This window comes from Promicromonospora sp. NPDC057488 (assembly GCF_042802395.1).
In the GTDB taxonomy this organism is placed as follows: domain Bacteria; phylum Actinomycetota; class Actinomycetes; order Actinomycetales; family Cellulomonadaceae; genus Promicromonospora.
Window position 1 is genome coordinate 1 of the sequence record NZ_JBHVEG010000330.1, and the last position, 2,383, is coordinate 2,383.

At 73.1% G+C, this 2,383-nt stretch carries 1 protein-coding gene; it reads right to left on the minus strand.

The window, feature by feature from the left end; translation table 11 throughout:
- Positions 1-109 precede the first annotated feature (109 nt).
- Positions 110-2,134 carry an N-acetylmuramoyl-L-alanine amidase gene (locus tag ACFU5G_RS29795; protein WP_377252747.1) on the minus strand — a complete coding sequence of 675 codons (2,025 nt, stop codon included), beginning with the start codon at positions 2,132-2,134 and terminating at the stop codon, positions 110-112.
- Positions 2,135-2,383: the final 249 nt, after the last annotated feature.

Genomic DNA, 2,383 nt, shown 5'->3' on the forward strand with positions numbered 1-2,383 from the left:
GAGCTGCCGACCACCTGACGTCCTACCGACCACCGTCCCGGACCTGCCCGGCGCGCCCGCGCGACGCCGCCCGACGCCGCGCCCCGACCCACGGCGGGCGCCCCCGGCCTCAGTAACGCGCGTCCGCCCGCGTGAGGTACGACTGGGAGCTGATGAGCGACCGGCGCAGGTCGGCCTCCGAGTACTTGCCCACGATCCGGTCCGTCCACAGGGTCAGCTGGGCCGACGTCGGCGGCACCCCCAGGTACTGCTGGTAGGTGGCCTTGACGCGCACCCCCACCGCCGCCCGGCTCTCCCACAGCGCCTCGACGACGCCCTGCCGGCCGTCCGACCCCAGCTTCGCCGCCCAGACCTTGCGCTCGTGGGCCGTCGGGCTGCGCTTCAGGATGTTCTGGTACAGCGCCGTCACGTAGGTGGCGTTGGTGCCGCCCGCCTTCTTGTAGAAGAGCGGGTTCATCAGCAGGTAGGGCTCCACCTCGTCGACCGTCCGCACACCCTTCTTGATGCCCGCGACGTGGCCGGACAGCTGGGTGGACGTCGGGGCGTAGCCCAGCGTGCTCCGGAACGCCGCGACGATCCGTGCCTTGCGGTACGAGTCGGACTTCTCCATGGCCTCGGCGAGCACGCCGCCGCCACTGACCGAGACCTTGTACTCCCAGGACGCGATCTGGGCGGCGGTCGCCTCGCTGCCGACACTGTCCTGGTACACGGCCTGGACCAGGTTCGTGTACTGCTCCTCGACGGGGGCCTGCGGCGGGGCGTACTGCTTCGCGTACACCGCGGCCTGGTCCTGGATCCCCGCGAGCAGCGGGTAGGCGAGCGCGCCCGGGCACTCCGTCTGGTGGGTGTCGCGGTGGCCGAAGACCCGCTGCAGCGTCACCTTGTCGCCCGTGTCGTACCGGCCGCCGTCCGTGTGACCGGCTGCGGTGAGGACCGTCGACTCGTCCGGGTTGACGCCATACTGCGCGAGCCGGCTCCCGATGATCCTGGCCACGCCGTCCTGCTGGGCGGCCGAGGGCCGCACGCCCTCCGCGCTCGTGTAGGTGCCCACCATCGCGACGCCGACCGTGCCGGTGTTGAAGCCGCCGGTGTGGGCGCCGACGATCGGCTCCTCGATGCTGCCGTCGGCGCCCTCGTAGATGTTGCCCCACTTGTCGACGAGGAAGTTGTAGCCGATGTCGCACCAGCCGTGCGTCTCCTGGTGGTACGCCTGGTCGTTGCGGATGGCCTGCATGGCCTCGGCCACGGTCGCGTAGTCGTTGGGGTTCACCGTGTGGTGCACGGCGGCGGCCTTGAGGCCGCCCCCCGCGGGGAACCAGGTGGGCCCGGTGCCCGGCTGGAGGCAGCGGGGCGCGGCGCCCCACTCCTCGCGCGTGATGATCGTGGGCCCGTTCGTCGCGGCCGACGGCGCGACCGTGCCCGACGTCGTCGCCGCGGCCGTGGTGACCTGCGCCGACGAGACCAGGCTGAGCTCCACGCCCGCCGGGAACTCGGCGGCCTCGTCCACCGTGGCGAGCTGGACGGCGTCCGCCTCGCCCACGTACACCGGCGCGGAGGTCACGACGGCGGAGCCGCCGTCGGCGTCGTCCGTGGACTTCTCCAGGTGGCTCCACTCGCTCCAGATCCCGTCGGCGGCGCGGGTGCGCACCTGCATCTCGGGCACGGCCTGGTCGATCTCGGCCGGCCAGGACAGCCCGACCGTCTGGAACCCCTCCGGCACCTCGATGGCGCCGGCGATCCGGCCGTCGGCGTCGGCGGTGTCGAGCACGACGGCGCCGTCGGCGGCCGTGGCCGTCTCGGTCGCCTGCTCCGGGTCCGTGCCGGTGACGTCCTCGACCACGGCGGTCTGCTCGACCGGGGCCGCGGCCACCTCGACGGTCTCGACCTCCGCGGCGGTCGTGCCGACGTCGGGCAGGGCGGAGTCGGCGGGCGCCGCGATGCCCTCGGGCTCCAGGGAGGGCTGCGTCGTCAGCGCCGTCGCCGCCGGGGCGAGCGCGCCGCCGAGCACCATCGCCGGCGCCACGCCCAGGATGATCGTGCGCCCCACCACGGTGCTCGCGAGCGTCGGCCTGCCCGCGCCGTCCCGGGAGTCTTGCTTCGACCGCGATGCGGGTGCCGCCACGTGCCGAGCCACTGATGTCCTCCTCGCGTCAGAACGCGTCGGCCGCACGGGGCGCGGCCGACGCGAAGAACAGGCTGACGCTAGTGGTGAACGACCTGGCTGACGCGGTCTTTCACCCCGGAGGAGCGGGTGAACTCTGATACGAACCATGGGCCGCCGGGCCAGGTCACGGGCGGCCGATGGCCGCCCGAGTCCGGCCGCGACCGACCACTCCCCTTCGAGGCCTAAGTTTCTCCGCTCTGGAAGATCCCAGAGCGGAGA